Genomic DNA, 25,840 nt, shown 5'->3' on the forward strand with positions numbered 1-25,840 from the left:
AAAAAAAGTGCTGTTTGCTCAATTGTAGAAATTACCGCTGAAAAAGTGATTGCAGAAGTTGTAAAATGGGAAGAAGGGTCCCCTGAATTGCCGATCTATATAACAATTGTGAGCGGATTGCCTAAAGGGGATAAGCTGGAATGGATTATCCAAAAGGGAACTGAACTTGGAGCATATCGATTTATCCCTTTTATTTCAGCACGCTCAGTAGTAAAATGGGATGAGAAAAAGGGCGCAAAGAAAGTCGAACGGTGGCAGAAAATTGCCAAAGAAGCGGCTGAGCAGTCTCATCGAACCATTTTACCTGAAGTCATGGCTCCTCAAAATATGAAAGCTTTAATTAAAGCAAGCGAGAAGTATGACTATAAGCTGATTGCTTTTGAAGAAGAAGCGAAGCAAGGAGAGAAATCTCAACTATATAAAACCATGGCTAACATTCAACATGGCCAATCACTTATGATCGTATTTGGACCTGAGGGCGGATTAACTGAGCAGGAAGTCTCTTTATTAAAAGAAAACGGTTTTCAGGCTTGCGGGTTAGGTCCACGGATATTAAGAACGGAAACGGCACCGCTTTATGCACTATCAGCTGTTTCCTATCATTTTGAACTAATGGAGTGAAAAAATATGCCTACAGTTGCATTTCATACACTTGGCTGTAAAGTGAATCATTATGAAACAGAGGCCATTTGGCAATTATTTAAAGAAACAGGATATGATCGGGTCGATTTTGAATCAATGTCCGATGTTTATGTCATTAATACTTGTACGGTTACGAATACCGGAGATAAGAAAAGCCGTCAGGTTATCCGTAGAGCGATTCGAAAAAACCCGGATGCGGTTATTTGTGTGACAGGCTGTTATGCCCAAACCTCTCCAGCAGAAATTATGGCCATCCCAGGGGTTGATATCGTAGTAGGAACGCAGGATCGCGTGAAAATGCTAGATTATATCGCTCAATACAAGCAAGAACGCCAGCCGATTAACGGGGTAGGCAATATTATGAAAAGCCGCGTATATGAAGAGCTTGATGTGCCTGCTTTTACAGATCGTACACGTGCTTCCCTTAAAATACAAGAAGGCTGTAATAACTTCTGCACATTTTGTATCATTCCTTGGGCACGCGGATTAATGCGTTCAAGAGACCCGCAAGAAGTTATTCGCCAGGCACAGCAATTAGTGGATGCTGGCTATAAAGAAATTGTCTTAACAGGTATTCATACAGGCGGCTACGGAGAGGACATGAAAGATTATAACTTGGCAATGCTCCTTCGTGATTTAGAAGCACAAGTAAAGGGATTAAAGCGAATCAGAATCTCCTCTATAGAAGCAAGCCAGATTACGGACGAAGTTATTGAGGTTATTAATCAATCTAACATGATCGTAAGACATCTTCATATCCCGCTGCAGTCAGGGTCAAATACGGTTCTAAAAAGAATGCGCAGAAAATATACAATGGAGTTCTTCGGCGAACGTCTAGATCGCTTAAAAGAAGCTCTCCCAGGTTTAGCAGTTACTTCTGATGTCATTGTCGGCTTCCCAGGTGAAACAGAAGAGGAATTTATGGAAACGTATAATTTTATTAAAGAACATAAATTCTCAGAGCTGCATGTTTTCCCTTACTCTAAACGAACAGGAACGCCAGCAGCCAGAATGGAAGATCAAATAGACGAAGAAGTGAAGAATGAACGTGTTCATCGCTTAATTTCTTTATCTGACCAGCTTGCAAAAGAATACGCATCCCAATTTGAGGGAGAGGTTCTGGAAGTCATTCCTGAGGAAGAATTCAAGGAACAGCAGGAAGGCGGACTATATGTCGGCTATACTGATAATTATCTTAAAGTTGTTTTCCAAGCAACTGAAGAAATGGTCGGAAAAATTGTGAAAGTAAAAATCACAAAAGCCGGATACCCATATAACGATGGACAATTTGTCCGAGTATTAGATGAACTGGAAAATTGTGAAGAAGAAGCAGCAGTATAAAACATTCTAATTAAATGATAATATGTAAAGAGCTAATCGATTGCGATTAGCTCTTTACTCATTCCTTTATTTTAAAATAGCAAATAATAAATGATAAAAATTAATAAACTAAATAATGCCCTTTTAAATTGGAATAATAAGTTTATTAATATAAAACAAGTTATTTATGCAAATGAAACCTGCTCATAATTATTCAACTCGAAATTTTTTCTTATGAGTGATATGATGTAAGAGGTACGTACAACTTGTTAGTTTGAAAGGAGTCATTATAATGGCGAAAAACGTAGCTGGAATGATCGATCATACATTACTAAAAGCAGATGCAACTAAGGAGCAAATTGAAAAAATTTGTGCTGAAGCGAAAGAATATCAATTTGCATCAGTGTGCATAAATCCTGCTTGGGTGAAGCTTTCAAGTCAATTATTGAGCGGAACAGATGTAAAAGTCTGCACAGTAATTGGTTTTCCTTTAGGTGCTTCAACGCCCGAAACAAAGGAATTTGAAACTAAAAATGCAATTGAAAACGGTGCAACTGAAGTAGATATGGTGATCAATATTGGAGCATTAAAAAGCGGAGATCATGAATTAGTCGAAAGAGATATCCGTGCTGTAGTGAATGCAGCAAAAGGAAAGGCTTTAACAAAGGTGATTATTGAAACTTCTCTACTTTCCGAAGAAGAAAAGGTTAGAGCATGTGAAATATCTGTAAAAGCTGGAGCAGACTTTGTAAAAACGTCAACAGGCTTCTCTACTGGCGGAGCAACTGTTGAAGATATCGCTCTAATGAGAAAAACAGTGGGTCCAAACATCGGTGTCAAGGCTTCTGGCGGCGTAAGAAGTGCAGAGGATGCACAGAAGATGATTCAAGCGGGAGCAACAAGAATTGGAGCAAGCTCAGGAGCAGCAATCGTTAACGGATTAACAAGCGATTCAGACTACTAAAAAAATGCCGGATCTCCGGCATTTTTTCTTTTGGGTTGACAGTTAGTTAATGACGTCCGTGGATTCTAATGATTATTTTCCCAAATTGAGTAGCAAATGGAAGTACCATTAAAGATGTGATAACGTTAAAGATAACACCGATATGTGCGAGCTGGACATCTGGTGCGGATGCTAATTGCAGACCGAGGGAAGTCAGGAAGCTGATAAATGGATAAAAAATCACAACTCCGATGACATTTAGCCAAATATGAGCGTACGCGCAAAGCCTTGCCTCTTTTCCTCCCAATAATGATGCTAAAAAAGCATCGACACATGTTCCAATATTGGAACCAAGCATGATTGCTATTCCTGTGTCCAGCCCGAATGCTCCTCCAGATAGAAAGCCCATAATGATGCCTGTAGTCGCAGTACTGGACTGAATGATTGCTGTAATAATAGTTCCAGCAAGTATACTTAAAAGGTAACTTCCTTTTAATTCAATTAATAGTTGATTGACAAATTCAATCGATCTTAATGGCCCTGCTAAATATTCGAATCCCCCCATCGCTGCAAAAACTGCAGATATACCTAGTAAGATTAATCCAATACTCCTTACATTTCTGTTCCCAATCAATAATAATACAGCACCTAAAAGGGCAAAAGGAATAAGGAAAGATTCAATATCAAATGTAATTAATTCAGTTGTTAACGTTGTTCCAATATTCGTTCCTAAAATAATTCCAATCGACTGAGGAAATGAAAGCAGCCTTGCAGAAATGAGCCCGATCATAATAATCATCACCGCTGAGCTGCTCTGCAATATACAAGTTATGCCTATGCCCGCTAATAATCCTTTCCAAGGAGTGGCTGTTAATTTAGTTAGTACATTTTTTAAAGAATCCCCAGATAAATTATATAGACCTGATCGAAGCAAGGTCATTCCGTATATAAAAAGTCCAATGAATAAAATAAATAAAAATAGCTGGGTCAAGCTCCCACCCCCTATCTCTATATGTATGGCAACTGAGCCTAGGACATGCCTTTTTATCTTTTTTATGACCGCACTCTTTAAATAATAGGGTTTTTCAACTAGTACTATGAAGGTTTATGTCGAAAATAGCAGGAAAATTTATGGCATGTACATTGGAGCGATGCTGCTGTTGAATTTCATTGTGAAAAACACTTCTGAGGGGGCTATTAACAGTTGACCTTGATTCACGGTTATATTATAATTGCAAAGTACATGGAAAAATCCATGTTGGTGTAAGTGTGTTGTGCTCGGAGGGAGGGAAAGAGAATGTCTAAAACCGTCGTTCGTAAAAACGAATCGCTTGAAGATGCTCTTCGTCGCTTTAAACGTACTGTATCTAAGTCTGGTACTATACAAGAAGCAAGAAAGCGCGAATTCTACGAAAAACCTAGTATTAAACGTAAGAAAAAGTCTGAGGCTGCAAGAAAACGTAAGTATTAAGAGAGGGTGTCCATTATGAGTCTTCTCGAACGTTTAAATGAGGATATGAAACAAGCGATGAGGAACAAAGAAAAAGATAAGCTAACTGTTATTCGGATGATTAAAGCTGCCTTGCAGAATGAAGCAATTAAGCATGGACAAGACTTATCCGAAGATCAAGAGCTTACTGTCCTTTCTCGCGAAGTTAAACAACGCAAGGATTCCCTCCATGAATTTGAAAAAGCAGGTCGTGAAGATCTTGTTGAAAAAATTCATACTGAACTTCAGTATGTCGAACTATATATGCCTAAACAGCTCTCTGAAGATGAGGTTTCAAAGATCGTACAAGAAACGGTTGCTGAAATAGGTGCAAAATCTAAAGCTGAGATGGGTAAGGTAATGGCTGCCATTATGCCGAAAGTAAAAGGCAAAGCAGATGGAGCACTTGTAAATAAACTTGTACAACAACACCTTTCATAAAAAACAAAACCATTGTATAAAAGACCGTGAGCATTCGCTTTCGGTCTTTTTTAATAGTTAGTAAAGAGACAAAATATTCATAAAAAAATTAGCCAAGTATGAAACCTTTTTTAGTTGAATACGTAAAAGAACTAGATGCATTGTTTTGGAGGGAGGGGAGAGCTTTGAGATTAAGAAGGATATTCCGAAAGGCCAATTTAAATACTTTTTAGCAGTAGAAGGCTACGAGGAAATTGGAGGGTCAGGGTTAACGATGCTATATAATGAAGAGGAAATTAGAAGTGTAACGCAAATTCCAGATGATATTAGGGGATTTCTTCATTTAAAGAATGAATTACAAGATAATAATTTAGCACTTATATCAGGAACCCTGTATTATGATACTCCAAGAAGTGATGTGAATTTAGCTGATGAAATGTATAAAGAAGCAAAAAAAAATAATTTGGAATATATCACTAAGGATGGTGTTTTAACATCTGATATTTCCCAATTATTCCTTAGCTATGAGAGCAAGGTAATGAGTTTAGAAGAAGGGCAAAGCATTCAAATGATAATAAGCCCTGTTAAAGAAGAAATGCACACGACAGAAAACTTAGTAGGGTACACGAATATAAAAGAAGATGGAATAGACTTTTTGTATAGTAAAGAATATCATAATATTTACTTTATTAAAGAAGATAACTCTCGGAAATTTTTAATCTCTATTTCCACTTCATGGAGAGAAGCAAGTTTTGTGGAAAAAGAAGAACAAGAAGGATTAATAGAAATTGCTAAAGCCTTTTTTAATTAGCAATGATTGAGATTGGCCGGTAAAAAAAATAATTTCAGGAATAATAAAGATAAGAAAATAGACAAAGCGAGGAATTTTTTTGAAAAAGACTGCAATGTTTTTTCTATGTCTTCTTATCTTATTTATTCCATCACACACCTTGGCGGATAAAAAAATACCGATATTAATTTACCATTCCATTGACGAGTACCACGGCCATGGCTCTAAAGAGTTATATGTAACTCCAAAGAATTTTGAGAAGCAAATGATGTATTTACGAGATCACGGCTACACATTATTAACTTTTGAACGGTGGCAAGATATTCATAAAGTGAACAAACCCATTTTCATTACCTTTGACGATGGATACAAAAACAACTTAAATATAATGGCTATTTTTCAAAAACTAAAAAATGAACAGTTTAAACCAACGGGAACTATTTTTGTTATTTCCGACTTTATTGGCCGCGCCAATCGATTATCGCAATCAGACTTGAAAAATATGGCTGATTCGCCCTTTTTTTCAATACAATCTCATACTGCCACCCATCCTGATTTAACGAAAATCACAAATTTTGAATATGAACTACAAAAGTCTAAGGAGAAAATTGAAAAAATAACAGGTAAACCGGTTATTGCTCTCTCTTACCCTTACGGAAATTTCAATGCCAAGGTTATAGAGGAAACAAAGAAATACTATTTATACGGACTCTCAACCACTCCCGAATTATTTTCTGAAAAGGGTATAAAAGATGAATTGTATGTTTTACCGAGAATTTATATTAAGTATTCAACAAGTCTTGAGGAGTTCGCAAAGATAGTTGATGAAACCTAAAGGGGGCTGTTCAGAAAGTCAAAAACCTGACTTTCCGAACAGCCTCTAGTTATATTTACCTAAATAAGTAAAAGTAAGTATGTTTTATAGTCTTTTCTCATTAAATGATAAGGACGCAGAGGAACGGAGGGGAAGATAAAGTGAAGCTTAAATGGATCGCTTCTCTTTTGTTTGCGGTCCTGATATTAGCAGCTTGTTCAGGTTCAACAATGGATCGGGTCATAGAAAAGGATATCCCATTTAATGTGAAGGAAGTCATTCATAAGGAAAAGGTAAAGGATGGAATCATTCTTCTATATGTAACGAAACAGAAGATCAGCGAAGAAACGATTGACGCCGTAACAGTAGCATTTTTAAAAGGAAATGATCGGGATGGATGGGAAAACGCGGGGCATAATCATTGGGAGCATGATGAAAACGACTGGATGACTGTCTATAAGGATGTTTTTTACGAATATGATCATAGGGGGATATTGGAAAACCGCCTTCCAGTTATTTATGGAAAGATTGAACATGAGGATATTCAATCAGTGTTCGTATTCGGGGAAAATGGAAAGCTTGAAAATGTTCCTATCTTTGAAAAAGAAGGAGGACGGTACTATATAAAATTAGGAGATTATGAGACGGCGAGAGGAATATTAAAAAACTAGATCATGCCCGAATAAAAAAGGCCTAAGGGAATCAGGCCTTCTGTTGGGATTTGAAGAAAACAAAATCATTTAAAAACTCGTCTATGGCTTTTTCATAGTCCTCTCGATTTTCATTTAATGACTGAGCATGAATGCCATTTGGAGCCATGTAAAGCTGTTTGGGCCCCTTTTTCCGTTCATATAAATCCTTGGTCATATAAGGCAGAATAAAGTCATCTTTTTCACTGTGAATAAATAAAACGGGCTTTTGAATGTTGCCAATCACTGAGATGGGAGACACCTGTTTAATGGCATATTTTTGCCGCAATCGTAAAAACAAATCGGCAATGGGTAGGATGACAGAGGCAGGTAGTTTCATATCTGAATTTAATCGGTGTGCGAGCAATTGTTTAAAATCGGAAAATGGACAGTCGGCAATATAAAAATCCGCTCCATCCTCTAAACTGCCCGCATATAACAGCATCGTTGCCGCTCCCATCGATTCCCCGTGGATACCGAGCAAAATATCAGATCCTTTTTCTTCACGGAGCCAATCAACAATTGCCTTTAAATCAAATTTTTCATAATGACCGAAGCTAGTCGTTTTTCCACCAGACTCTCCATGCCTGCGGTGATCGTAAATAACCGTGTTAAATCCGCGCTCCAAAAACAGATTCATATATTTAATGGAATTCATCTTATTTTCTGTTACTCCATGTGCAATGATGACGAAGCGATTGTTTGGAAAGGGTTCTGCAATCACAGTTTTAAGAGGATAACCAAAGGGAGAAGGGATGAGCACTTCTGTTTTTGGCAGGCTTTCATATTCGATTGGATTGAGACGCCCGGCTTCTTTTTCCCGATCAATAATAAATTGATCTTCCTTTTTCTTCATGTACATAAGCCGATTTGTAAAATAAATCCCAATAGATGATATCCCGTATCGGAATAATGGAATCCTCCTCCTGGATGAAAATGGTTTTCCATGTTCTCCTTCGCCCAATTGATCACTTCAAGCGGAGTCCATATTCGATTTGGTTCTTCAACAAGCAAGTCAGGCATTGACTTTCCTGTTACCGGCTTATCCTCTACGAAATCATTTAGGCCAGAGGTATTATTTAATAAATGTTTGATTTTGATTTCGTTTGAATAATCCTTCTCTTTGTAAATATGCAGATTCGTTAATATTTCAGCATCCAAATACTTTGAAATTTTGTCCTCGTATGAACACTGCCCCTGTTCGACTAACTGTCCAAACAATACGGACGTAAACAGTTTACTAATACTAGCAATATAAAATGGTTGTTCGGGGTGGATAGCTTCTTCTCCAGCAGCCATTTTGAAATCAACCCCATGCTTCTCTGAATGAACACGCAAATAAGCATTTTGAATTTTGGGGTCTTTTTCTACTCTTTTCTTGAAAAATTGTTCAATTTCCATTTGCACCTTCGCCTTCTCCATTTCCCCATCTCCCTCTTTTTATGCATCTACTCTTTTTCATTTTTACGTATTCGGGCAGCCATTATGACATTTTTCCCAGAAAATGCTCAGGAAGCATACCATTCATATCCATGACGGAAAGCCCTAATTGAAACACTTGCAATTTAAACAACCTATATTTACAAGACAGTTCAGTATAATTTGAAAACCCCAATGGAAGGAGTGTCGTAAGAGGATATAGGCAACTTAGGTAACCCCTGCCCTATGATGTGCTCTTTAGGAGACCGAAGACGTAAATGTTCGCAAGAAGACTAAAACCTAGACAAGCGAAAAAGTAAAAACAAACTTATCATTAAATGGATAAAAAAATTACCCTAAGCTATGACAAGCCAATAGGGTGATTGACCGCTCTTCAGCGGTCTAAAATAATATAGTTTTATACTAATACTAATCAGTATATAAACAATAAATAGCCTTAAGCGTATTACTTATATAATCTAGTTAGAATATATAAGTACTTAGATTACCGCGCCGACTGTCCCGAACTAATCCCTTCATCAGACTTTTCACATCCTTCCTTGACACTTTTCGTTCCTCTCGTCGCCCATGGAGGTGTCGAGAAAAGCAGTGAGCCCGCGAGCTCGGCGATTCACGCCGAGGCCCGCGGGCTCACTATATTCGGGATGCCTGACGACCCCTACCAGGCCGCAGACGTCATCCCATGGCCAGAGGCCTAACGTTGGGAGTTGTTGTTTCCGTTATTCCCGTTATTTCCTTTATTTCCATTGTTACCATTATTTCCGTTGTTTCCGTTGTTTCCGTTGTTTCCGTTGTTTCCGTTCCCCTTGCTGTTGTCCTTGCTGTGTTTGAAGTTCAACGGGACATCCTTTTCTAACGGAGTGTCTGCTGAGGAACCACCGACATGCACGCGGTACTTTCCGTCAACAGTTGCCCACTGACCGTCAGCCCAATTCGCCAAGTTGTCCGGTTCTTCCGGAATGAAATAGGAGAATGGGTGGTTTGAGTCAGCATGGTTAATACGCAGAGTCATCTGCTTGCTCTCACCAGACTCAAGGTAAACCTTCTCAAAGTTAACAAGGCGCTTAGTCGGCTGCCCTGCCTCGTTTGGTAGGGTCAGATAGACCTGTGCTGCTTCTTTACCGGCAACGTCACCTGTGTTCTTGATCTTGAAGGACACGTCAATACCGGACAACGAGCCTTTACCTTGGACCTTCTTCACTTTAAGGTCATCATATTCGAAAGTAGTGTACGACAAGCCGTAACCAAACGGGAAGACCGGCTTCACGTTGTTTGCCTCGTACCAGCGGTAGCCCATCTCAAGGCCCTCTGTGTACTTGGCAATTAGTTGGTCGGAACCGTTACCGTACGGGCCCGGGCCACCTGGCTTGCCAGTGTCTTGACGGGTTCCAGGGTACTGCTCCTCGGTCGCGAATGCGGCCTCACGCTCAGTGGCACCGAACGTCATCGGCAGCTTGCCGGAAGGATTGACCTTACCGTAGAGCAGGTTAGCGACGGCATTGCCATCCTCCATGCCCGGGAACCACGCAGAAAGGACAGCTGGGACCTCATCCAACCACGGCATGAGCACCGTACCGGAAGTCTTCAGTACCACAGCGGTGTTCTCAGCGTTGGCCTTAAGGACTGCATCGATCATCGGCTCCTGCTCAACCCAGTCCTCTCTGTCCGGGTTCGTGTCGAGGTCGATGGCAGGGAAGCCGAGTGTCTTACGATCCACAGTCTCATGTGGGTTATCGCCGATCATGAGTAGCACGACGTCGGACTCAGCGGCCAGCTTGGCAGCAGCCTCCGGGTCACGGCCATCGTTGTACGTCACTTCGGTGTCGTAGCCAAGTTCTTTGATGACATTCTCTAGGCCCTCCTGTGGAGTGACCGTGTACGGTGTCACGACGTTCTCGTTGTTGTCCCGAACAGAGCGCGGAGACATCTTGGCCTCACCAGCGAACCACTCAACGCCGATCAGAGCGATCGATTTCGGCTCGCCGTCCAGTGGAAGGAAACCGTTGTCGTTCTTCAACAGCACGGACCCTTCCTCAGCTATCTTCAATGCGCTAGCGCCATTAGCCATCGGATCGACGATCTCCGGCAGGAACTTGTCGTAAGGCTCATCCATGTGGCCAAACTGGATCATCTTGATGTAACGCGGACGAAGCAGATTGTCGATGTCGTCCTCGGTCACCTGACCTGAGTCGAGTGCCTCCTGGATCTTCTCTTCAGTGTAGTACTGCGGTGCCCAGTCGAGCTCAACATTCATGCCCGCCTTAATGCCAGCCACCGTGTCGTGAATTGCGCGACGGTCACTCATAACGTAACCATCGAAGCCCCAGTTGTTGCGTAGGGCATCTTGGAGTAATTCAGAGCTGTCACAGGCAAAGGTGCCGTTGACATCCGGGAACGAACACATCACCGAAGCCGGGTCAGCATCCTTAACGGTCATCTCAAATGGCAACATGTAAAGCTCGTTCATGGCCTTTGAGGGAACTTGGACGCCCATCGTCCATCGCTCAGTCTCCTGCTCGTTACCAGCCAAGTGCTTAAGCTGTGCCTGGACCCCCTGGTCCTGGATGGCCTTGACCTGCTCGGTCGCTAAGATACCTGTCAGATATGGGTCCTCACTGAAGTACTCATAATTACGGCCATTGTACGGGTGACGAATGAGATTCATTCCCGGTCCGAGCAACACGTGATGCGCGAAAGCCCGTGTCTCCTCGCCGAGGATTCGGCCAACCTCATAGTTCAGCTCGCGGTCAAATGTCGCTGCCATAGCCGGGGTAGATGGAAGGCCCGTTGCTACCGGGTCATTGCCACACGATCCGCCCTTAACGCCTGTACCACCGTTGGTCATGCGGATTGTGGGGATGCCCAGTTCCTCGATCCCACGGATTTGTCGGCCAGTGTCCTGCCACTCACATCCGGGCAGGGTACCCTGTGGCTCGAATTCGCCGTTCATATACTTGCTAGTACCGCCCCTTTTGATGACGACCGTCTCACCGGTGTCGTTCTCATTGAAGCGCGAGATGGCGATTTGCTGGATCTTCTGTTCCATCGTCATCTCATCGAGAAGCAGCTCGGTGCGCTCTTCAGCAGGGAGCTGGGTGTTCATCCAAGGTTTGGTCCCTTCCGTTCCACCGTTCTCCGCATTAACAGGAATTACTAACGAAGACATAAAGATCGTTGCTGTCAAAAAAATTGAATTAATTCGTTTTATCATCTTAATCTCCTTCACTCTCTATTTGTCTATTAGTATTTAAATAATTCGTTTTATCATCGTATTCTCTCCCTTACTAACCGATTAAGTATATCAGTATAGAGAAAAACTATTACGCTAGTATTAACGGTTAATTACAGATCACTAACAAAAACCACGAGATTAGTAATAATCGTAAAGTCCTGAAAACGTATTAAAACACTGAGAAAATCATTGATATACCAAATAAACAATCAAAATAAATAAATTTAAATGAGCATTATTCTAAATATACTGAAACAGGCTGGAAGAACTTTTTTTATAAAATAAACTTTTTTAATATAATATTTGGGAGTCCAATCGAAGATGGCATGTAATGAATGAAATAAGTATTGCCTCTTATTTGCATGATGGAATTCCCAAGTTCCTATAACCTCATTTACTTATGATAAGGTTCACCTCACCTGTTTAAGCGGCATTTTATTTTTAAAAATACTTTGGGTAAAGAAGCAGGATAATCTTGTATATATGTTAAATGTAAAATTAAGTGGTGAATTACTAGCCGGGAAGCATTTATGTAGAATTGGGGATGAAACAAACATGGGGTTCGTTTTAATGTTCCTGCTTATCTACTTTATTGTAAGGTTAATAGGAATTTATAAAAAAGATATATGGCATTTCTTTAATAAATTTGCCAAAAGGATTCTGACTTGGAGTCGAAGTAAGAGAATCAAGTCATTGTTAACAGAATTAGAGGCTTTGGGATTTTATAAACATGCCGATAATCAACTTGTCGAAGAACTGAAAAAAAGGTCAAATAAAACAGGCTATCTCTTTTGGAATGAAACACAAAGAATGTATAAGTCCGATGCCGAGGATTTAGCTGAAGGGTTCATTGGTCAATTTTTTAAAGAAATTGCACCTTTTCTAATAAAAGAAGGTATTACAATCGAGAGCTACGAACAATCTCATACTGGAGATACTTATGAGATTATTGTTAATCATAAAAGGTTCTTAATTTTGGATGACAAAATCGACAACCATTTAGTTTTATGGGAGTTGGCTACAAATAGAACCTTTTCCGTTGTGAATTTGCTCTTACATGAAGCCGGATCCAATGAAAGGCTATACTCCTTATACGGTGGCAACGATCTCTTTGCCATATTTCTAACCAAAAAAATGTATGAAACAATAAGGAAATCCAAACTTATTAAGAAAACGGAGAAACCTGTGTGGCGCGGGTAAGGTTCTGCTGCCTAATAGGCGGCAAAACCTTAACAGCCGATCATTTTTTTCCTTCTAGCTATAAAAAAACGCCTCTATTTATGATACGGTTCCCCGTAACACATCTAAATAAGATTAAACCTTTTTTAATAAAATGAATAAGGAACAGTACTGATAAAAGTGCTATTACCCTTTTAAACTATTACCAACATTCGGAACCCCCCATCTCTTTTGGGTGTGCGAAAATAAAGGGTAACTGGCAGTTGGCCAAGCCCATAATTATTTGGGTTTTAACTGGAACTACTTATGGGCAAAATAAGGATAATCTCCCTTGTATAACTTCTAAAACTTTTTCTGGCACTTCCCTAGCCTTGATATCCCCACCTAGAAAAAGAAGCCAATTTGTTATTTCAGTCAATTCTTCGGGATTATTAACATTGATAAAGGTCTTTAGAATGGCTGTGGTTTGGTAAGGATTCGTATAGGAAATGGAAATTTTTAAAGGATGGTATTTTTTGAACTGGGCAATCGCCTTTGGACCAAGATCAAGGACAAGGTTAACTACTTCTTCCTCCTTACTTAGTTTTTCTAAAATCTTTTTCTTATTTATTCTTTTTTTCGCAGGGTATGGTTTAACATTGGTGAGATTGTCAACAGGGAAAATCCTCCTCTCTTCATCCTTTAAGTCATAGCCTTCAATCAGCCAAACGCCTTTTTCATGATAAAGGTGCAAGAGATAAATTGAATAAGACTTTGTTATCTTCTCTTCCTTGATTGTAATCAATAAATAGCTATCCAAAAGGAGGATTTGGATGAGTTTTTCTAACATTGGATCGGGTAGGTCCGACAAATCAAGCAGGTCGGGATTATTGGGGTTTGTCCCTTCAAAAAGCAAGATTTGATTTAAAAGAACAAGGTCATCTTGCTGGTTTTCTGAGATGAGGCCAAGTAATTTTTCAGCTAAAGACTGACGACTCTTAAGATAAGGGAGTTGTTGATTTCTTGTGGCCATAAAGGCAATAAAAAGAGCTTTAATCTCATTATCGGTAAAGCGAACAGCGGGAAGGACAGAGTTGTTCATGACAATATAACCCCCATCCCTTCCAACTTCAGCAACAAGCGGCATCCCCATGGCTTCAATTTCTCTGATATCTCTAATAGCGGTCGAACGGGAGATATTAAATTCTCGCATGATTTCAGAAATTGTAAAGCGGGCGCGGTNNCGGTTGTTGATATACCGCATGATAGTATTAATCCGTTCAACTTTTTTCATCGGGATCCCCTAAACAGTATCATTTTTTGACATGATTTAAGGCTATTATAAACTCATCAAGTGAAAAGACAAATCATTTGATTAATATAAATTAAAAAGAAAGAAGGTTTTGCACATGGCAAATTACACTATAGAAGAAAAAGACAGCTTTACCGTTTTAGGCACTGGAACTGAGCTTAAGAGCGACTACAGGGACTATGCAGGTATAAACAAGGAAAAGGCAGACTTTTGGCAGGCCGTCAGCCAAGATGGAAGGCTAGATACTTTAAAAGCGATAGCCACAAACGACTACGTTTTTATCGTGAACGAAGCCGTGAATAACAAGATGATGCATTATGCTGGCGTCATGACAGAGGCAGCGGCACCAGAACTAGGAGAAACTAGAGTTATCCAATTTCCTAAGGGTGAATACTTAGTTGTTAAAGGGGAAGGTAATACTTTAGATGAATTGAGTAATAAAGTTACTGGTATTGCTTTTGGTCAAGCCTTACAAGAAGCAAACAATGTTGCCTATGTTGGTGGACCTAATGCAGCGGTTGTGATGGAGCAGCGAAACGGAGTCTTTTATGGTGAAATGTGGATTCCTGTAGTTAGGAAATAATGAGATAGAAGGAAGGTTGGAAATGCACTATATCGTTGATTTTAAAAATGTGTCTACAATTGGTTTAGAGTCTTCACCTGTAGCAGAAGCGCTCGCTGGTTTACGTGCAAATGAAGCCCGTTACTTTATGAACAAATACAAGCATGAATTTACGGTTGTACCAGCTAGCGAAAGCCAGGAGACCCTTGATTATGTGAACCGAATTTTGAAAGAAGAACGTGATATTGAGTTTGCAGCCAAACCTTTAGAAACATCGCGTTTTCAAGTGGAACATATCAAAATGGCCTACGTCTTTTATGAGGATGGTCTTTCGGTCAACGTCATGTATACGGTTGATGGCTCTAAGAAGCGGGCTGTTGGTTTTAAGCTTTCTGAGGGGATGGAGGTACCACAGGAATTAGAAGGGAATTTTAAGTTTGCTAGGCAGAAGTCTAAACTAGCTGGAACAATTCGAGGCTCGTTTTTTGTAATTAAAGGAGAATATTAAAGTAAGTAAAAGTGCAAGAGAAGGAATTCATCAATCTTTTATCATTGGTCATTCTTTTTCTTCATTTGGATATGAAAATCCTGATTGTATCAAATTTGCTCCAAGAGCAAAAATGACCATTCTTGCAACAAATATCATATAACAAAACAGCACCTCTCTATCATAATAGAAGGTGCTTTTACTTTTTTCACAAAGCCCCATTTACTTATGGTACGGTTCTGCTCACTTTATGAGATGATAAAGCATTGTCTGAGGAAAATCAGAAGGTTATCTTCTTAACCTCCTTCCAATTCATGTGAACCTCTTTTTTTTGTGACCTTACAAGTTGCTTTCTTTCCTCTACTTCTGCTTTGTTAAACAGTTCATTAAAGTTTTTTAAAACTTTTATTACCTCTTCTTTGTCTAGACTATCGTTTTTTCTTGAAATTTATTTCTCATGCTTTATGACACTTCTTCAATCCTATCTATTTCACGTTGTAACCGTCCCTAGCGAGATGCTCCAGAACAGTTTTATTAAACAAAGTTTAGAAAATAGCACGGCTTAGTTTAATGCACGATCGGGCTCTGATAAAAAGCATATCTTATAGAATCATGCAAAAGGAGGTGATAAAATGGTACAAGTTCTTGATTATCAAGCAACCGAGCCTCTAAGCAGTTTTAACCCAGAGAACGCTATTACAATTCCACAAGCTCCTTTTAAACTTCTTTTAGCCTCGATTCAACTAAACATCCCGGCCAATGCTTCAAGAAATAATAAAGTTGAGCTAGTTGCAACCGTGGGTGTGGAAGGAATTACAAATATTGCTCAAATTGTATTTAGAATCTTTCGCAATGGGAAAGAAATCTTTAATACTCAAGATGGAGTGGAATCAGACCCTGAATCAGAGGTAAACTATACCTTTACATTTCAAGCCATTGATTTCAATTTAAAATCTGGCGCCAACTTCTATCAGCTTACTGTTGAGAATATTACCCCCAACACTCAAGCAAACGTTGTCGGACCCGTTTCTTTTAGTGGACTAGCTATAAAAAGCTAACGATGATTGCTCTTTTATGCATCGGGGTCCATGTTTATGCCCAATACAAATTTGTGGTATACATGATTTGTTGATTTATATGAAATAAAGTAAATTATCGTTTTCAAAGCATAAACAAGGCGGAATATCTCTTTGTTTATGCTTTTTTCTTTCCCATATAAAGGTGGGCACGCTAGCCTACAAGACATAGCCCAGCCTTAAAGGTACTTGGCTTCTGACCCTCAGGAGCCTGCCACTAGAGGCTCCATGTAAATACTCTGCATTGGCAATTAATTCTACAAATGAAGAAAAAGAATTCGTCAAAAGAAGGGATTCTCCACCGTTGCTAATCCAGCCCTGAGTTTTCTCTGAAATTCATGAATCTTTTAATATTCAACAACATAGGAATAACTTGGTAATATTTTTTGAATTAGGAATTTTGTGAAAATGGCTGGTTTTCAAGGAAAGGTGATGTGACTATGAATATTTTAGAGGTTCGGAATTTAAAAAAATCCTTCGGTTCCATTCAAGCCGTTAAAGATATTAGCTTTTCTGTAAAAGAAGGAGAGATTTTTACCATCATCGGACCAAATGGGGCAGGAAAAACAACAACACTTGAGATGATTGAAGGCTTGGTTACGCCTGATCATGGAGAAATACAGTTTGGCGAATTGAACTGGAACAAGCACGCAATAACCATTAAAAGAAAAATCGGTGTACAGCCGCAATCTAGTGCCATGTTTGACTTATTGACCCCTGAAGAAAATTTGAATCTATTTGCTTCATTTTACGATAAGGCACGGTCAACTGAGGAAATTCTCAAATTGGTAAATCTGACCGAGCACCGAAAGAATCAAGTCAAGAAACTATCTGGCGGTCAGCGGCAACGACTTGCAATCGGGCTTGCCATGATTAGTGATCCCGAAGTCGTATTTCTTGATGAACCAACAACCGGACTCGATCCCCAGGCACGACGCAATGTTTGGGAGATCATTCTTGAGCTTAAGAAATTAGGGAAAACGACTATTCTCACAACTCATTACATGGAAGAAGCGGAAAAACTAAGCGACAGGGTGTGCATCGTTGACCAGGGGTTGGTCGTAATCTTGGATTCCCCCTCCGCATTAATAGAAAAATTAACAAATGAAAGAGAGGTTCGATTATCCTTCCTTGATGGAGAGAAAGCCGCCCATGATGCAGAGCTTTTTGCAAAAGCTCTTGATTCTGTAACACGGACAGTACGTGAAGACGCCGCACTTAAGCTATGGACCATTAAACCCGAGGATTTACTTTTTGACCTATTTAAATTTACAAAAGACAAGGAATATCAAGTCGAGCAAGTTTCGATTCACGAAATGAGTCTTGAAGATGTCTTTATCGCTTATACCGGTAAGGAGTGGAGGGATTAAGATGAATAATCTCAAGCAATTTAAACAAATGTTCCTTGCTCAATTAAAATTAACATTCCGTGAAAAACAAGCGTGGTTTTGGGGGATCTTTTTTCCAATTATTTTAATGGTCATCTTTATGACGATATTTGGCGGTGGTTCAAATGATGATTTCAGCACGAAAGTTGTTATTGTTAATGAATCTTCAAATGAAACGTCTACTATGATGGCTAAGCAATTACAACAAATTCCTATTATTAAAGCAAGTGGAAATGATTCTGTTAATGAAGATAAAGCAAAAGTTTTAGTAAAAGAGAAGGAAGTTGATGCTGCCATCATTTTGCCAGAATCAGCACAGGCAACATCGATTAAACTGATCGTAAACAAAGAAAATGAACAAAGTGTATCAACCCAAGTCGTTTCGGGTATTCTGGATAAATTTATTCAGCAGGCAAACTTGCAAGCAGTTGGTGCAACCCCAACCTATGAGCAGCAATTTGAAACCATTTCCTCAGGCAGCCAGGAATTAAAGTATACTGATTTTCTCTTAACTGGAATGATTGCTTTATCAATTGCCCAAGGCGGCTTATTCGGAATGGTTGACTTAGTGGATATGCGCAGAAAAGGGTTAATAAAAAGGCTGCGGATGACCCCGGCAAAAATGGGGATCTTTGGTCTTAGTGATATGGTGATGCGCCTGTTATTTAGCATCATTCAAATCATTCTCTTATCCTTAATTGGCGTATTCCTATTCGGGGCTAATTTGTTTATTAATTTCCCTAGTTTACTGCTGGTCATCTTAATCGGAGCCCTCTCCTTCAATGCAATTGGCTATTTTATTTCTTCTTTTAGCAATACAAATGAGGCCTACATGGGAGCAGCAAACATTGTCAGCTTTCTGATGATGTTTGTAAGCGGTATTTTCTTTCCGGTTGAAACAATGCCCGAATGGCTGCATCCTGTTTCAAACATTCTTCCGCTCACCTATTTTGCAGACGGTCTAAGAGACAGTATGGTCTATAATACTTCTATTCTTTCACCCTCTCTTTGGTTTGGTTTTGGAAACATGCTTCTTTGGGGTGGAATTGCCTTTATCATTGGTTCCTTGTTATATAAAAGAAAATCAATTGTGTCAACCAGGTAAAACGATGAAACAAAGGACGGTACTATTACCTCAAATTTATTAATTCTTCTTGGATTATCAAAATTTCGCAAAAAAATCCTGCCCCTAATTTCCAAAGGCCCGACTAGTTCCTATCCGCTAGTCGCGCCTTCGGTTTATATGAAAAATGAGTGAACTTTTTAGAAGAACCCAGCCCTCTTTTTCATGAAGGCTGGGTTCTTTATAGAAGTTATAATAAAAATGACTAGTACTCAACTTTCGCACCGTTGCGTTTTTGTAGGAAACCGCTGGATCACCTCGATCCCATCGGCCACCCTCAGCTTGGCTCCGTCGATGCCATCAACGACATTTTCGACCAATCTGAGGTCCTTCCCGGCATCGATCCTAATGCCATTGGCGGCCTGTCGAATGACGTTGCACTCGATCCTGATGCCTGAAGGGATTCCTTTGCCCCGTCCGTCAGCACCGCGGTCCTCACTGAGCCGGATCGCCCAGAACCCGTCAGTCCCTCCAGTGATGTGATTACCGTGCAACTCTGTGCCTGGCGCATTGCGGACCTCGATGCCAGCCTTCGAACCCTTCCCGGCGGTGATCCTGTTATCCTCGATGAGGGTCTCAGGAGTTCCTAGGATGACGAGGATTCCCTGACGGTTTCCAATCAAATCGTTGGAGTGCACCCAGTTTCCAGGTCCTGAGGCATCGTGCTTGTTCTTGGACCCGCCGGAATTTCCCAGCGCGATGCCCGCCCCCTGCCCGCCGATAACCGTGTTGTCCCGGATCTCGTTCAGATACTCACCCTCGCCGTGCAGGTCGATTGCGTCGAGGTGGCTGCCGGTGATAGTGTTCTCCGCCACGAGATTGTTGTGTGTGGGGAACTGAAGCAGAATGGCGTGCCTCAGATGCCTGCCATTAAAGGTATTACCGATAACGACATTGTGCCGGGAATCATTGGTGGCATCCGGGTCGTGCTGGTCCGCTGAGCCCTCGATAGCGATGCCGTAGCCCTGTCCGCCTGGACCGACAGCAGTTGCCTCACTTACGTAGTTTCCAGAGAGGGTCACTTCACGGCTTGCCTTGACGGAGATCCCGTGGCGCTCGAACCTGCGAATGCCCACGTTTTCCACAAGTACCTGTGAACTAGCCTTCCGTTTGAGGGCTCCGAGGTAAATCCCGTACATCGGGCCGCCACCCGCATTGCCGTTGTCTGGGTCATCTCCGAGGGGACCCTCATGACGGGAGGTAATGGTGAAGTCAGCGATGATGACATCGTGAATGCCCGAGCCACGGATCACCCGGCTGTTATCCTCGCCATCGAGGGAGGTCAGCAGCACAGTCCGTTCCTGGCCCTCACCGCGCAGGTCTACACCACTGCGCAACACGATGTTCGCCGACTTGTCGGCCGGGTCAGTGGAGCGCAGGTCATATGTGCCGGCTGGCAGTACGACCTCGTCACCTGGTTCAGCCGCGTCCAAGGCCGCTCGGATGGCTGCTGCATCGTCTTGTGAGTCCGGATCCGGATCTGCCCCGAAGTCTGTGACGTACAGGGTCCTGCCTGTGGCCGGACCTGGTGTCGGCACCTCGATCGGCGCACCGGACCGGTCTACCAAGCCCGGGACCTGCCAGTCACCGTGCCCGGACGGGGCGGGTTCCACGGCGTCATCGCTCCCAATCGGCCCTTCGGATTCCTCAACGGTACATGCGGTCAAGAGGGCCATCAGGCCAAGGGCCACCCACCACAAATACGCCGGACCTCGCCTGCTTTTTCGAACGGATTCCTTCATAATACTTCTCACGTCCTTCCTTAACTCTTTTCGTCCATTCGTCGCCTATGAAGGTGTCGAGAAAAGCAATGAGCCCGCGGGCCTCGGCTTGATTCACCGAGCCCGCGGGCTCACCACCTTCGAGATGCCTGACAATCCCTGCCGGGTCGCCGATGTCATCCCATGGCCAAGGGCCTATCGATGTGATTTATCTTTGCCTTTGCCCTTGCTCTTGTCCCTGCTGAGTTTGAAGTTCAACGGGACGTCCTTTTTTAACGGGGTGTCTGCTGAGGAACCGCCGACATGTACACCGTACTTTCCGTCAGCGGTAACCCACTTGCCATCAGCCCAGTTCGCAAGGTTGTCCGGTTCTTTCGGAATGAAGTAGGAGAACGGGTGATTGGAGTCAGCCTGATTAATCCGCAAAGTCACTCGCTCGCTCTTACCAGGCTCAAGGTAAACCTTTTCGAAGTTGACGAGTCGCTTGGCTGGCTGTCCCGCCTCCTCTGGCAGGGTCAAATAGACCTGGGCGGTTTCTTTGCCGGCAACGCCACCCGTGTTCGTGACGGTAAAGGACACGTCAATACCAGACAACGCACCTCCTGGGCCACCTCCTTCACCGCGAACCCTCTTCACCTTGAGGTTGGCATACTTAAAGGTCGTGTACGACAGGCCGTACCCAAATGGGAAGACAGGCTTCACGTTGTTGGCCTCGTACCAGCGGTAGCCCATCTTATGGCCCTCTGTATACTGGGCAATTAGCTGGTCGGAACCATCACCGTACGGGCCAGGGCCTCCTGGCTTGCCAGTGTCTTGACGGGTTCCAGGGAACTGCTTCTCGGTCGCGAAGGCGGCCTCACGATCAGTGGCACCGAACGTCATAGGCAACTTGCCGGACGGATTGACCTTACCATAGAGCAGATTGGCGACGGCATTGCCATCCTCCATTCCCGGATACCAAGCCTCAAGCACTGCAGGGACCTTATCCAGCCACGGCATGAGCACCGTACCGGAAGTTTTCAGGACCACAACCGTGTTCTTTGCGTTGGCTTTCAGAACAGCGTCGATCATCGGCTCCTGCTCCACCCAGTCCACTCGATCCGGGTTCTTGTCAAGGTCGATAGCCGGGAAGCCGAGTGTCTCGCGGTCCTTGGTCTCATGCGGGTTGTCGCCGATCATGAGAAGCACGACATCGGACTCAGCGGCAAGCTTAGCAGCAGCCTTCGGGTCACGGCCATCATTGTACGTCACTTTGGTGCCATAGCCCAGCTCCTTGATCACATTCTCTAGGCCCTGTTTTGGTGTGACCGTATAAGAGGTCACGACGTTCTCATTGTCGTCCCGAACGGAGCGCGGGGACATCTTGGCAATACCAGCGAACCACTCGACGCCGATCAGCGCGATTGACTTCGGCTTGCCGTCCAGTGGCAGGAAGCCGTCATTGTTCTTCAATAGCACAGAACCTTCCTCGGCCATCTTCCGCGCGCTAGCGCCGTTGGCCTTCAGGTCGACAATCTCCGGTAGGAACTTGTTGAAAGGCTCATCCATGTGGCCGTACTCAATCATTTTGATATACCGTGGACGAAGTAGATTGTCAATGTCGTTCTCTGTCACCTGACCCGAGTCAAGGGCCTTCTTGATCTTCTCTTGAGTGTAGTATTGTGGTGCCCAATCGAGCTCGACATTCGTACCCGCCTTGATGGCAGCGACCGTGTTGTGAATCGCGCGACGGTCACTCATGACCCAACCGTCGAAGCCCCAGTTGCGCCGCAAAGCATCTTGGAGCAATTCAGAACTGTCACAGGCATAAATTCCGTTGACATCCGGGAACGAGCACATCATGGAGGCCGGGTCAGCATTCTTGACGGTCATCTCGAATGGCAGCATGTACAGCTCATTCATGGCCTTTGAGGGAACCTGGACACCCATCGTCCACCGCTCGGTTTCCTGCTCGTTGCCAGCTAGATGCTTGAGTTGGGCCTGGACCCCCTGTTTTTGGATGCCCTTGACCTGCTCGGTCGCCAGGGTACCAGTCAGGTATGGGTCCTCACTGAAGTACTCATAGTTCCGGCCATTATACGGGTGGCGCACGAGGTTCATGCCCGGTCCCAGCATCACATGATGCGCGAAGGCACGTGTCTCCGCGCCGAGGATTCGACCGGCCTCATAGTTCAGCCCTCGGTTGAAGGTCGCGGCCATAGCCAGGGTGGACGGCAGGCCCGTCGCCACTGGGTCATTGCCACACGATCCGCCCTTCACACCCGTACCACCGTTGGTCATGCGGACTGTGGGGATACCCAGTTCCTCGATTCCACGGATCTGCCGGCCGGTGTCCTGCCACTCACACCCGGGCAGGGTACCCTGAGGCGGGAATACGCCGCTCATATACTTGTTACTACCGCCCCTTTTGATGACGACCGTCTCACCTTTGTCGTTCTCATTGAAGCGCGAGATGGCGATTTGCTGGATCTTCTGTTCCATCGTCATCGCGTCAAGAAGCAGCTTGGTGCGCTCCTCAGCAGAGAGCTTGGTGTTCATCCAGGGCTTGGTCCCTTCCGCTCTACCGTTCATCGTATTAATAGGCATTACTAACGTAGACATGAAGATTATTGCTGTCAATAAAATTGGAAACATTCTTTTCATCTTAATATCTCCCTTACATCTAGTTGTCTATTCGAATTGAAATAATTCATTTCATCTTAATATCTCCTTCACATCTAGTTGTTTATTCGTATTAAAATAATTCGTTTTTTAAACTCTCCTTTACTATCTAGTAAGTCCATTATTAGAGAGATATACTATTACGCTAGTATGACTGGTTAATTGCAGAACACCAACAAAAACCAAGAGAATAGCAATGCTCCTAAAGTCCTAAAAAGGTTTTCAAACACTGTAGCAGCAATGATTTCCAGATAAACAATCAAAATAAATTAAATTTAATAAGCATTATGCTTCATTATTCTTACCACAAGTAAATGAAGTTTTTTAATAAATTCAGGGGAAAATAGGAAAAAACAAGTTGGTAGAGGGGCGTCGTATGACGAAAGCAACAGATTTACTTGTTCAGTGCTTAGAAAATAAGGGCGTTGAGTATATTTTTGGCATCATGGGTAAAGAAACCCTTGACCTGATGGATTCATTTCATCAATGTTCATCATGAACAAGGGGCAGCTTTTATGGCAGATGTTTACGGTCGACTAACAAATATCCATTTCTATAACACTAAAAAAGCCTCTATAAAAAGGTTATCCCTCTTTATAGAGGTGTTGAAACTACTCTATTACATTGCCGTTAATCCACCGTCAATGACAAATTCAGAACCTGTAGAATAGCTAGATTCATCCGATGCTAGGAAAAGTACCATATTAGATACTTCTTCTGGTTTTGCTATACGTTGAACTGGAATGTGTTTTGCAAACTCTTTTATTTGTTCTACTGCATCACCTTGTGTAACCATTGGAGTTTCGATTACACCAGGGTGAACAGAGTTAACACGAATTCCTAATCCACCAAGTTGAAGAGCTGCCGCTTTTGTAATTCCACGTACAGCGAATTTTGTATCTGTGTACCCTATCGCACCACCAACAAGTCCATTTATGGACGAAATGTTGATAATTGAACCACTTCCTGCTTTTTGCATTGAAGGGATTACCGCTTTCATTCCTAAGAAGACGGATACTTGGTTAATATCAACTATTTTGCGATATTGTTCTTCTGTCATTTCCATTAGTGGAACACTCATGCTGATCCCAGCGTTGTTTACTAATATGTTGATTGGACCAAATGCTTTTTCAGTCTCAGTAATAACTGTGGCCCAGTCATCTGCACTGGTTGCATCTTGCTTCACAAATTTTACGTTTTCTCCTAATTCATTCGCTAAAGCATTTCCACCTTCTTCATTTAAATCTGTGAAGACTACTTTTGCTCCTTCTTTCGCAAAAAGTCGTACATGAGACGCTCCCATTCCCCGTGCGCCACCAGTAATAACTGCTACCTTATTCTCTAATCGACCCATTAAATTTCCTCCATTCTATTCGGGAATGCTTCCGCCGTAATCATTCCCATAAATGTTTTTTATTACGAAACCACTTCATCATAACTTTATCATGATAAATTAATGATAGTCTAACTATCATTAATCAAATTGTAAACGAATTCTGATATAATTGCAAAACAAATAGATTCCATGTATATCTAAAATAGATTCAAACGAAGGAGATTGTTATGGAGGCTTCCAACAAAACTGGATTAAGAGAAAAAAACAGAAACAAACGTTACCAAGGTATTATAAAAACAGCTGAACGATTATTTGCAGATTCTGGATTAGAAAACGTCAAAATGCAAGTTATCGCTGATGAAGAAGGAATTGGCATCGCTACTTTATTTCGATACTTTCCAAAAAAAGATAAATTAATTGTCGCGGTTGCAACATCGATAATGGAAGAAGAGCTTTATCAATTTCAACGAATTGCCAATGAGCCAAACAATGCGTATGAAAAGTTTAGTAAGATATTTGATTACCTAACGGAGAGTGTTACCCACCCATCCAAAAACTCTACGAAGTTTATTGATGCATTCGAAAATTATGTAGCTATATCAAAGGAGCCATTGGAAGATATCGTTATATATGACGAAGTTAGAGAAGAAATCTATGTCTTGATGTTGGGAATTATGCAAGAAGGAGAACTCGATGGATCGATTCGTAAGGAAATAAATATAAAGGAAACCATGATTTCCCTCATAAACAGCTTTGGTTTATTCGCTCGAAAGTTGGCCCTTATGAAATCAGTTAACTATTACGATGTAGAGGTAAAACCGAAGCGACAATTACAGATTATGAAAGAACTCTACTTATCACATATTAAAGCTTAGAAATCATGAATAATGTCCTATTAAATAAAACAACGACAATTGACCGTTGTGTTAAACGTATTCATGAAGTGAACGATGGCAATTCTGCAAACTTAACAGACTTCACAAACTGGACAGTTTATAAATGCCTTTGTCCAAGAATTTGACATTAGTGATATTAACGATAAAAAATTATATAATAGCCAGCTAAACGATTACATTACAGTTCATGATGATACCGTTCAAAAATTAATCGAATCTTTATCAATTATGAAAACCTGCTTTCATTCTTTAAATCGACAAGAATTTGGGTTAGTTTATCCTGATATTACGATCATTCCTCCTGAATCATTAGCTTTAGATATTGTATTATCAAATAAAGC

Annotated in this window: 23 protein-coding genes and 1 pseudogene; 16 read left to right on the plus strand and 8 right to left on the minus strand. The window is 41.9% G+C overall.

The window, feature by feature from the left end; all coding sequences use genetic code 11:
* The 3 genes from V7149_RS12955 to deoC all read left to right on the plus strand — a co-directional run.
* Positions 1-621, plus strand: a 621-nt coding sequence (locus tag V7149_RS12955; RefSeq protein WP_335346047.1) for a 16S rRNA (uracil(1498)-N(3))-methyltransferase, incomplete at its 5' end; no start/stop codon positions are given.
* 6 nt (positions 622-627) lie between these two features.
* Positions 628-1,983, plus strand: a complete 1,356-nt coding sequence (gene mtaB, locus V7149_RS12960) for a tRNA (N(6)-L-threonylcarbamoyladenosine(37)-C(2))-methylthiotransferase MtaB (protein WP_335346048.1) — start codon at positions 628-630, stop codon at positions 1,981-1,983.
* A 271-nt stretch (positions 1,984-2,254) separates the two neighbouring features.
* Positions 2,255-2,926, plus strand: a complete 672-nt coding sequence (deoC, locus tag V7149_RS12965) for a deoxyribose-phosphate aldolase (protein WP_335346049.1) — start codon at positions 2,255-2,257, stop codon at positions 2,924-2,926.
* A 46-nt stretch (positions 2,927-2,972) separates the two neighbouring features.
* Here deoC and V7149_RS12970 read toward each other — a convergent pair whose 3' ends face one another.
* Positions 2,973-3,896, minus strand: a complete 924-nt coding sequence (locus tag V7149_RS12970; RefSeq protein ID WP_335346050.1) for a Na/Pi symporter — start codon at positions 3,894-3,896, stop codon at positions 2,973-2,975.
* 306 nt (positions 3,897-4,202) lie between these two features.
* Here V7149_RS12970 and rpsU point away from each other — a divergent pair, with 306 nt between their 5' ends.
* From rpsU to V7149_RS12995, 5 genes are all read left to right on the plus strand, one after another.
* Entirely contained in the window at positions 4,203-4,376 is a 174-nt protein-coding gene (rpsU, locus tag V7149_RS12975; protein ID WP_066293305.1) for a 30S ribosomal protein S21, read from the plus strand.
* 15 nt (positions 4,377-4,391) lie between these two features.
* The gene (locus V7149_RS12980; RefSeq protein WP_335346051.1) at positions 4,392-4,835 is read left to right on the plus strand and encodes a GatB/YqeY domain-containing protein; all 444 of its coding nucleotides are present in this window, start codon (positions 4,392-4,394) and stop codon (positions 4,833-4,835) included.
* Between the two features lie 253 nt (positions 4,836-5,088).
* Complete coding sequence (locus V7149_RS12985; protein WP_335346052.1) at positions 5,089-5,625, plus strand: hypothetical protein; 537 nt, start codon at positions 5,089-5,091, stop codon at positions 5,623-5,625.
* A gap of 79 nt (positions 5,626-5,704) precedes the next feature.
* Positions 5,705-6,439, plus strand: a complete 735-nt coding sequence (locus V7149_RS12990) for a polysaccharide deacetylase family protein (RefSeq protein WP_335346053.1) — start codon at positions 5,705-5,707, stop codon at positions 6,437-6,439.
* Positions 6,440-6,579: 140 nt separating this feature from the next.
* On the plus strand, positions 6,580-7,089 hold the full coding sequence (locus V7149_RS12995) for a hypothetical protein (protein WP_335346054.1): 510 nt from the start codon (positions 6,580-6,582) through the stop codon (positions 7,087-7,089).
* Positions 7,090-7,120: 31 nt separating this feature from the next.
* On the opposite strand, the gene V7149_RS13000 is transcribed toward V7149_RS12995, so the two are convergent.
* The 3 genes from V7149_RS13000 to V7149_RS13010 all read right to left on the minus strand — a co-directional run bounded on the left by V7149_RS13000 (position 7,121) and on the right by V7149_RS13010 (position 11,758).
* Positions 7,121-7,963: an alpha/beta hydrolase gene (locus V7149_RS13000; RefSeq protein ID WP_335346055.1), complete on the minus strand. Its 843-nt coding sequence runs from the start codon at positions 7,961-7,963 to the stop codon at positions 7,121-7,123.
* The gene (locus V7149_RS13005) at positions 7,960-8,529 is read right to left on the minus strand and encodes a serine hydrolase domain-containing protein (protein WP_335346056.1); all 570 of its coding nucleotides are present in this window, start codon (positions 8,527-8,529) and stop codon (positions 7,960-7,962) included. The genes V7149_RS13000 and V7149_RS13005 overlap by 4 nt, the downstream gene beginning before the upstream one ends.
* Before the next feature lie 712 nt (positions 8,530-9,241).
* Positions 9,242-11,758 carry a beta-glucosidase gene (locus V7149_RS13010; RefSeq protein WP_335346057.1) on the minus strand — a complete coding sequence of 839 codons (2,517 nt, stop codon included), beginning with the start codon at positions 11,756-11,758 and terminating at the stop codon, positions 9,242-9,244.
* Between the two features lie 504 nt (positions 11,759-12,262).
* Here V7149_RS13010 and V7149_RS13015 point away from each other — a divergent pair.
* Positions 12,263-12,979: a hypothetical protein gene (locus V7149_RS13015; RefSeq protein WP_335346058.1), complete on the plus strand. Its 717-nt coding sequence runs from the start codon at positions 12,263-12,265 to the stop codon at positions 12,977-12,979.
* A 283-nt stretch (positions 12,980-13,262) separates the two neighbouring features.
* On the opposite strand, the gene V7149_RS13020 is transcribed toward V7149_RS13015, so the two are convergent.
* Complete coding sequence (locus V7149_RS13020; protein ID WP_335346059.1) at positions 13,263-14,231, minus strand: helix-turn-helix transcriptional regulator; 969 nt, start codon at positions 14,229-14,231, stop codon at positions 13,263-13,265.
* 115 nt (positions 14,232-14,346) lie between these two features.
* Here V7149_RS13020 and V7149_RS13025 point away from each other — a divergent pair, with 115 nt between their 5' ends.
* The 5 genes from V7149_RS13025 (at position 14,347) to V7149_RS13045 (ending at position 18,867) form a co-directional block, all read left to right on the plus strand.
* Positions 14,347-14,832, plus strand: a complete 486-nt coding sequence (locus V7149_RS13025) for a GyrI-like domain-containing protein (protein WP_335346060.1) — start codon at positions 14,347-14,349, stop codon at positions 14,830-14,832.
* A 22-nt stretch (positions 14,833-14,854) separates the two neighbouring features.
* The gene (locus tag V7149_RS13030; RefSeq protein ID WP_335346061.1) at positions 14,855-15,319 is read left to right on the plus strand and encodes a phage tail protein; all 465 of its coding nucleotides are present in this window, start codon (positions 14,855-14,857) and stop codon (positions 15,317-15,319) included.
* A 611-nt stretch (positions 15,320-15,930) separates the two neighbouring features.
* The gene (locus V7149_RS13035) at positions 15,931-16,356 is read left to right on the plus strand and encodes an exosporium protein C (RefSeq protein ID WP_335346062.1); all 426 of its coding nucleotides are present in this window, start codon (positions 15,931-15,933) and stop codon (positions 16,354-16,356) included.
* A 458-nt stretch (positions 16,357-16,814) separates the two neighbouring features.
* Positions 16,815-17,744: an ABC transporter ATP-binding protein gene (locus tag V7149_RS13040; RefSeq protein WP_335346063.1), complete on the plus strand. Its 930-nt coding sequence runs from the start codon at positions 16,815-16,817 to the stop codon at positions 17,742-17,744.
* A gap of 1 nt (position 17,745) precedes the next feature.
* Complete coding sequence (locus V7149_RS13045) at positions 17,746-18,867, plus strand: ABC transporter permease (protein WP_335346064.1); 1,122 nt, start codon at positions 17,746-17,748, stop codon at positions 18,865-18,867.
* Positions 18,868-19,097: 230 nt separating this feature from the next.
* On the opposite strand, the gene V7149_RS13050 is transcribed toward V7149_RS13045, so the two are convergent.
* Together V7149_RS13050 and V7149_RS13055 are read right to left on the minus strand one after the other, a co-directional pair.
* The gene (locus V7149_RS13050; RefSeq protein WP_335346065.1) at positions 19,098-20,627 is read right to left on the minus strand and encodes a right-handed parallel beta-helix repeat-containing protein; all 1,530 of its coding nucleotides are present in this window, start codon (positions 20,625-20,627) and stop codon (positions 19,098-19,100) included.
* 174 nt (positions 20,628-20,801) lie between these two features.
* Entirely contained in the window at positions 20,802-23,249 is a 2,448-nt protein-coding gene (locus V7149_RS13055; protein WP_335346066.1) for a beta-glucosidase, read from the minus strand.
* A gap of 394 nt (positions 23,250-23,643) precedes the next feature.
* On the opposite strand from V7149_RS13055, the pseudogene V7149_RS13060 reads away from it, so the two are divergent.
* Positions 23,644-23,812 (plus strand): annotated as a pseudogene (locus V7149_RS13060) (thiamine pyrophosphate-binding protein); the annotation flags it as partial.
* 74 nt (positions 23,813-23,886) lie between these two features.
* On the opposite strand, the gene V7149_RS13065 reads toward V7149_RS13060, so the two are convergent.
* Positions 23,887-24,621, minus strand: a complete 735-nt coding sequence (locus V7149_RS13065; protein ID WP_335346067.1) for a glucose 1-dehydrogenase — start codon at positions 24,619-24,621, stop codon at positions 23,887-23,889.
* A 209-nt stretch (positions 24,622-24,830) separates the two neighbouring features.
* Between V7149_RS13065 and V7149_RS13070 the strand changes: the two genes are divergently transcribed.
* Entirely contained in the window at positions 24,831-25,478 is a 648-nt protein-coding gene (locus V7149_RS13070; protein ID WP_335346068.1) for a TetR/AcrR family transcriptional regulator, read from the plus strand.
* Positions 25,479-25,840: the final 362 nt, after the last annotated feature.

It is taken from the genome of Bacillus sp. JJ1503 (genome assembly GCF_036965125.1).
Classification (GTDB): Bacteria; Bacillota; Bacilli; order Bacillales; family Cytobacillaceae; genus Cytobacillus.